This is a genomic window from Sphingomonas sp. NFR15 (genome assembly GCF_900103265.1).
Lineage (GTDB): Bacteria > Pseudomonadota > Alphaproteobacteria > Sphingomonadales > Sphingomonadaceae > Sphingomonas > Sphingomonas pollutisoli.
In genome coordinates, this window is sequence record NZ_FMWX01000005.1 from 311,825 (window position 1) to 318,184 (window position 6,360).

Consider the following 6,360-nt stretch of genomic DNA (forward strand, 5'->3'; position numbering starts at 1 on the left):
GCCCGGCATGATCGACAGCACCCGGACCTTGGCTTTCGGCGATGCCGCCATCGCCGAGGCGGCCGCGCTTATCAAGTCCGGCGGCGTCGTCGCGGTCGCCACCGAGACGGTGTACGGGCTCGCCGCCGACGCCACACAGCCGGCGGCGGTCGCCGAAATCTACGCCGCGAAGGGCCGGCCGGCGTTCAACCCGCTGATCGTCCATGTCCTCGATCTGCACATGGCGCACCGGCTCGGCGAGTTCGACCGGCGCGCCGCGGCGCTCGCCGAGACGTTCTGGCCGGGGCCGCTGACCCTGGTGGTGCCGCGCCGCGCGGGATCGGGGATCGCCTCGATCGCCACCGCCGGGCTCGAAACGATCGCGATCCGTGTGCCCGCGCACCGGGCGATGCGCGCGCTGATCGAGGCGTCGGGCCGCCCGCTCGCCGCGCCCTCGGCGAACCGCAGCGGCGCGATCAGCCCGACGCGCGCCGAGCACGTGCTCGCCAGCCTGGGCGGCCGCATTCCGTTGATCGTCGACGACGGAGCGTGCGAGCAGGGGGTGGAATCGACGATCGTTCACGAGGTCGACAATGCGACGCGCGTGCTGCGGCATGGTCCGGTCAGCGTCAACGCGTTGCTCGCGACGATCCAGGCGCGCGCGGGCGAGCAATGGCAGCAGATCCCCGGCGTCGAGCGTTTCGATCCGGGGCTGAGCGGGTTCGAGACGCGGATCGAGGCGCCTGGGCAGCTTGCCTCGCACTACGCGCCGTCCAAGCCGCTGCGGATCAACGCGATCCACGCCGAACCCGACGAGTGGATGATCGGCTTCGGCCCGATCTTCGGCGATGCGTCGCTCTCGCGCACGGGCGACGTGAAGGAGGCGGCGGCGCGGCTGTTCGACCTGCTCCATGAGGCGGATGCCAGCGGCAAGGCCGCGATCGCGGTGGCGCCGATCCCCGGCGAAGGCGTGGGAACGGCGATCAACGACCGGCTGCGCAGGGCCGCGCACCCGCGCTGAAACCGTCGTCTCCCGGCGTGGCCGGGTGGCGGAACAGGGCTATTGCGCGTCCGCTTTCGCCACCGGCTCTCCGACGAAATCGCGCCACAGCATGATGAGCACCGCCATCGTCGCCGGCCCGACGAACAGGCCGAGCAATCCGAACGTCTCGACACCGCCGAGGATGCCGATCAGCACCCACAGAAAGGGCAGGCGGGTCGCGCCGCCGATCAGGATCGGGCGGATGAAATGGTCGGCGATCGCGACCACGACGAGACCGATCACCACCACCGCGATCGCGCCGGCCACCGCCGATTTGGCGAGCAGGAGAAACGCGGCCAGCGCGAACATCACCGCCGCGCCGAACGGGATCATCGCCGCGATCGCGGTCACCGCGCCGAACAGCAGCGGGTGCGGCACGCCGAGGACGAGATACACCACCGCCATCACCGCGCCTTCGCCGATGCCGACCAGCACCAGCCCGTCGATCGTGCCGCGGATGGACAGCGCGGCGAGCAAGGCGATGCGTTCGCCCGCCGCGCCGAGCATCCGGTCGCTGGCGGCACGGCATTGCGCGAGGATCGGATCGCGATCGCGCAGCAGGAAGAACAAGGTCAGCAGCGTGAAGCCGAATATCACCGCGCGGTGCAGCACGTTGGTGCCGATCAACCGCGTGCGCGCCACCCACGCGCCGTCGCGCCAATGCTGCAATTGCAGGCTCGCGGCCTCGGGCGTGGTGAGATTCTCCTGCCACCACTGCGTCAGCATGTGCGAGCCGATCGGCAGGTGCGCGACCCAGCCGGGCACGGGCAGGCCGTGCGTGCGCGCCAGCGTGACCCAGGTGGTGACCTCGCGTGCCTCGCGCGCGGCTTCGGCGATGCACAGGATCAGCGGGATCAGCACCAGCAGCGCGAGCGCGGTGGTGCCGATCGCGGCGAGCCAGGTGCGCGCGCGCGGCCCCGGCCAGCGCGCCACCGCGCGCTGGCGCAACGGGTCGATCGCCACCGCGATCACCACCGCCCATACGAGGGCGGGCAGGAACGCCGCGGCGATCCATAGCCCGAGCAGCCCCAGCAGCGTGGCCAAAGTCACCCGCCCGATCCGCCGCACGCGTTCGCGCACCACATCTTCATCCGTCATGGCGCGCAGCTTAGCGGTCTCGCGGGTTTTCGAAAGGGCTGCGAACATGACACGGATTTCACGCGCATTGCCGCGCCCATGCTGGCAAGCCGCTGTTTGAGCCTTAGCCGCGAGGAGCGACCCTTTCATGCGCCTTCTGATCGCCGAGAACGATCCCGCCGCCGCGAAGCTGCTGGCGCAAGACCTCGCCGCGTTGGGTCACGCGTGCGAGATCGTCGGCGATGGCCGTGCCGCGCTCGCGCAGGCGACCGAATCGCGGTTCGATGCGATCCTGCTCGAATGCCTGTTGCCGTTCGTCGATGGGGTCGCGGTCACGGCGCTGCTGCGCGACCGTGGCATCGACCTGCCGATCGTGATGGTCTCCGCGGTCGAGGATCTCGACCAGCGATTGATCGCGCTGGAGGCAGGCGCCGACGATTATCTCGTCAAGCCGGCCGCTCCCGCGGAAATCGACGCGCGGCTGCGCGTGATCCTGCGGCGCGGCGCGAGCACGCGCAAATCGGGCGTGATGTGGGCGGGCGATATCGAGGTCAACGAGATCAAGCGCAGCGCGACCCGCGCCGGCCGCGCGATCAAGGTGCAGAACATCGAGTTCCGCATCCTGTGCGAGCTGGTCCGCAACGTGAACACCGTCGTGACGCGGCAGATGCTGTACGAGGCGGTGTGGAATTACGAGACGCCGCCGCGGACCAACGTCGTCGAATCGCACATGACGCGGCTGCGCACGCACCTGACCCAGCCCGGCGAGCGCGACCCGATCGCGACGATTCGTGGGGCGGGGTACATGCTCAGCGACAAGGACTGAGCGCGCGAACCTTCCGCACGAACGGGTTTGGGACGGCTGCGTAGCGCGGCAGGTGGTTGGCCGAAACGAAAAAGGCCGGCGACCTTGCGGTCGCCGGCCTTTCTCTTGCGTCGATCAGGCGATCAGAAGCTGACGCTGACCTCGCCGCCGAAGGTGCGCGGCGGGTTCAAGTTGGCGTAATCGCCGAGGATGCCGCCGTAGCCGGTCGAGACCAGCTGGCCGTTGGCGCCGTAGTTGGCGACCGGCACCGAGTTCGCCGACGAGCGGCGATAGATGTAGGTCCGATCGAACAGGTTGCGGCTCCACACCGAGACGGTCACCTTGCTGCGATCGCCGACCAGGATGTCCGCCAGCGCGAGACGGCCGTTCACGATGAAGCTGGAGTCGGTCTTGGTCGGCTCGAGCTGGAAGCTGTACTGGCTGCTCGCATAGTTGGCATCGAGGTGGAGGCGCAGGTTCGCGCCACCGGCGATGTTGACCGGCTTTACATAGTCGATCGCCGCCGACGCCGCGTTCTCCGGCGTGTAGACGATGTAGAGCTGCTGCGCCGGCGCGCCGGGGGTCAGCGGATTGACCGCCGAAGGCGCCTTCCAATAGGTGTAGGCATACGAGCCGGTCAGCGTCAGCTCGGGGATCGGCTTCAGCGTCAGATCGACTTCGACACCGCGGATCTTGCTGTCGCCAGCGTTCGTGGTCTGCTCGATGTGGCTGCCATTGGTCGGGCTCTGCCCGTTCGTATCGAAATAGTCGAAGTCGAACTGGGTGTTGCTACGATCCATGATGTAGCCGGCGACGTTCAGGCGAGCGCGATGCTCCCAGAAGTCCATCTTCGCCCCGATTTCATACGACTTGACCGATTCGGGGCCGAAGGCGTTGAACGCCAGCGAGCGGTCGTTCGCGCCGCCGGCGCGGAAGCCGGTCGCATATTTGGCGTAGAGATGGATCGTGTCGGTCGCGTCGAACAGGACGTTGAACATCGGATCGAAGCGGCTGATGCTGTTCTTGAACGAGAACGGCTGCACTACGTTGTTCACGACATACAGCGTGCCGTGACGGTCGTCCTTGGTCCAGCGACCGCCGGCGGTGATGTGAACCACGTCACCCAGCGCTTCCGGCGTGAAGGTCAGGTTGCCGAACACCGAATAGTTGTGGTCGTGCGCCTGGCTCGCGCGGGTGATGAACTGGCAGCTATTGGCGAACTGCGGAACCGTCGTCGCGAGCGTGTTGTTGCACGACGCGTCATACATTTGATAGCCCGAGTTCGCGCCCGAAATCGGGTTCGAATTGCCGGGGATCGGGCTGCGGATCGTGTAGGCGGTGCCGTCCGCGTTCCACAGGTTGCTCAGCGGCGTCGCGGCATATTCGGTCGCATGTTCGGTGAAGTAATAGGCGCCGACGACATAGTCGAACTGCGGCACGCTGCCGACCGCCTGGACTTCCTGGCTGAACTGATGCTGCTGGAAGAACGACAGGCTGTAGCGGCTGAAGTTCGAGCTCGGCGCGAAGCTGCTGCGCTCGGGGCCGCCCGAATTGTCCCACTGATCGGTCTTGACGCCGCGCCATGCCGTGATCGAGCGCAGTTCGAGCCAAGGCGCGACCTTGTACTTGATGTTCGACGTGAAGCCGTGCGTGATGTCCTCGCTCGGCTGCTGGGGAACGCCGACGTCGGCGGTGTACTGGCGCTCGGGATGGACGCCGACGAGCGGCGCCTTGGGAGCGATACAGATCGGCTTGGAGCTGCCGGCGGCGATGGTGCCGCCGCAGGCGGTGTTGGTGCCCGGCAGGACCAGGCTGGTGCCGTTGAACGCACCGACCGTGTACTTGTTGGGGTTGTAGCTGACCAACTGGCTGTAGTTCGGCGTGTTGTCGTCCTTCGCGTAATCGTACGAGAAGTCGGCGGTCAGGCCGTCGAGCGGCTGCCAGCGCGCCGCGACGCGGCCACCCTTGCGGTCGTAATAGTTCCAGCCGGTCGAGCCCGCGAGCGGATCCTTCACGGTCGGATCCTGATGCTGGTACACACCGTCGAACTTGAGCGCGATGTTCATGAACGAGGGCAGATCAAGGTGGAAGTCGGCGTTACGGCCACCGAAATTGCCCACGCCGGCGGTGAAGCGGCCACCGAATTCACCGGTCGGCGCCTTGGAGACGAGGCTCAGCGCGCCGCCTTCGGTGTTGCGGCCGAACAGCGTGCCCTGCGGACCCTTCAGCACCTCGATGCGCTCGATGTCGAACAGCGCGGCGTTCAGGCCCTGCGTCTTACCCAGTGCGACGCCGTCGATATAGACGCCGACACCGCCGTCACGCGCGGTCTGGTTCTGGTCGTAGGGGACGATGCCGCGGATACCGATGGTCAGCGCCGACTGGCGCGCCTCGAAGGTCGCGACACGCAGCGACGGGATCGAGCCGTCGGCGAGGTTGAACAGGCTGAGCACGTGCCGGTCGGCGATGCCCTGCGCGCCGAGCACGCTGATCGAGATCGGCGTGCGCTGCAGGTTGGTCTCGCGGCGGGTCGCGGTGACGACGATGTCGCCGATCTGGCTGGTCTCAGCCTCGGGTGCCGGCGCGGCATCCGCGGGAACAGGCGCGGGTGCTGCGGCATCGGCGGCGAAGGCCGGCGCGGCGGTGAAGGCGATAAGAGCGCTGCCGAGCAGCAGCTTCAGGCGGACGCCTGGCGAAGTTTTCATGTCGTTACCCCTTGGCTCGGGAGCGGTCTCCCGACGGCGCGCCAGTACGAACCTATTAAGTCGCGTCTGTTACAATTGCTGCAACGCGGCAGATACATGAACGGCATATTGACGCGATAAACATGACGCTAATATCATCTTTATCGGAATGTCGAGGTCGCGCCTCTATATATGGAGCTATATATGGAGCCGGCTGACGCGGCCGGGCGCAGCGATCGCTTGTCCCGGTGTGGGTTTGTTATGTGCCGATCGGAGTCGAAACCGGTCTTGGTGTGGCGACTATGTCGCACCTCGTCGTCGGGCGATGTTACTGGACGCACGCGCCGCAGGAGAGGGGCGGGTCGTGATTCGCCGCCGCTGGTGATCGATTCGCGATGTCGGGGCGGCGCTGCCACGTAACTGTCACGTTGAAAACGGCGGAAATCCGTGTGTTTTGTGGCTTTCCGTCAAAAAACTGCAAAAAGTGTTTGACGGTATTGGGGTGTGGTCCTAGAGGGGTGTCACCGCAGCGGTGGCCGACACGGCCGGCGCGGTGGTCACCAAATGTTCGGCGCCAGACCGCCCCGGTAAAAGGGGGTTAGGTTGGGCGTCGGTATTTTGCGCTCTTTGACATTGTTGGTTTAGATGAAGGGACATGTGGGCGGCGGCTTGCGGGTTCGGGCGTTTTCAAGGCGTTCGGTACTCGTTTAAAGCTATGCTGGCTCACAAGTCCTTCACGTATCCATACGTAAGAATTTGTGCAGACCATGCTC

At 66.4% G+C, this 6,360-nt stretch carries 4 protein-coding genes; 2 read left to right on the top strand and 2 right to left on the bottom strand.

From position 1 onward, the window contains the following. Positions 1-7 precede the first annotated feature (7 nt). Positions 8-1,000: an L-threonylcarbamoyladenylate synthase gene (locus BLS81_RS13825; protein ID WP_256326237.1), complete on the top strand. Its 993-nt coding sequence runs from the start codon at positions 8-10 to the stop codon at positions 998-1,000. A 39-nt stretch (positions 1,001-1,039) separates the two neighbouring features. Here BLS81_RS13825 and BLS81_RS13830 read toward each other — a convergent pair whose 3' ends face one another. After that, the gene (locus BLS81_RS13830; protein ID WP_093224734.1) at positions 1,040-2,119 is read right to left on the bottom strand and encodes an AI-2E family transporter; all 1,080 of its coding nucleotides are present in this window, start codon (positions 2,117-2,119) and stop codon (positions 1,040-1,042) included. Positions 2,120-2,246: 127 nt separating this feature from the next. Between BLS81_RS13830 and BLS81_RS13835 the strand changes: the two genes are divergently transcribed. Beyond that, complete coding sequence (locus tag BLS81_RS13835) at positions 2,247-2,924, top strand: response regulator transcription factor (protein ID WP_093224672.1); 678 nt, start codon at positions 2,247-2,249, stop codon at positions 2,922-2,924. A gap of 122 nt (positions 2,925-3,046) precedes the next feature. On the opposite strand, the gene BLS81_RS13840 is transcribed toward BLS81_RS13835, so the two are convergent. After that, complete coding sequence (locus BLS81_RS13840) at positions 3,047-5,608, bottom strand: TonB-dependent receptor (RefSeq protein WP_176787174.1); 2,562 nt, start codon at positions 5,606-5,608, stop codon at positions 3,047-3,049. Positions 5,609-6,360 lie beyond the last annotated feature (752 nt).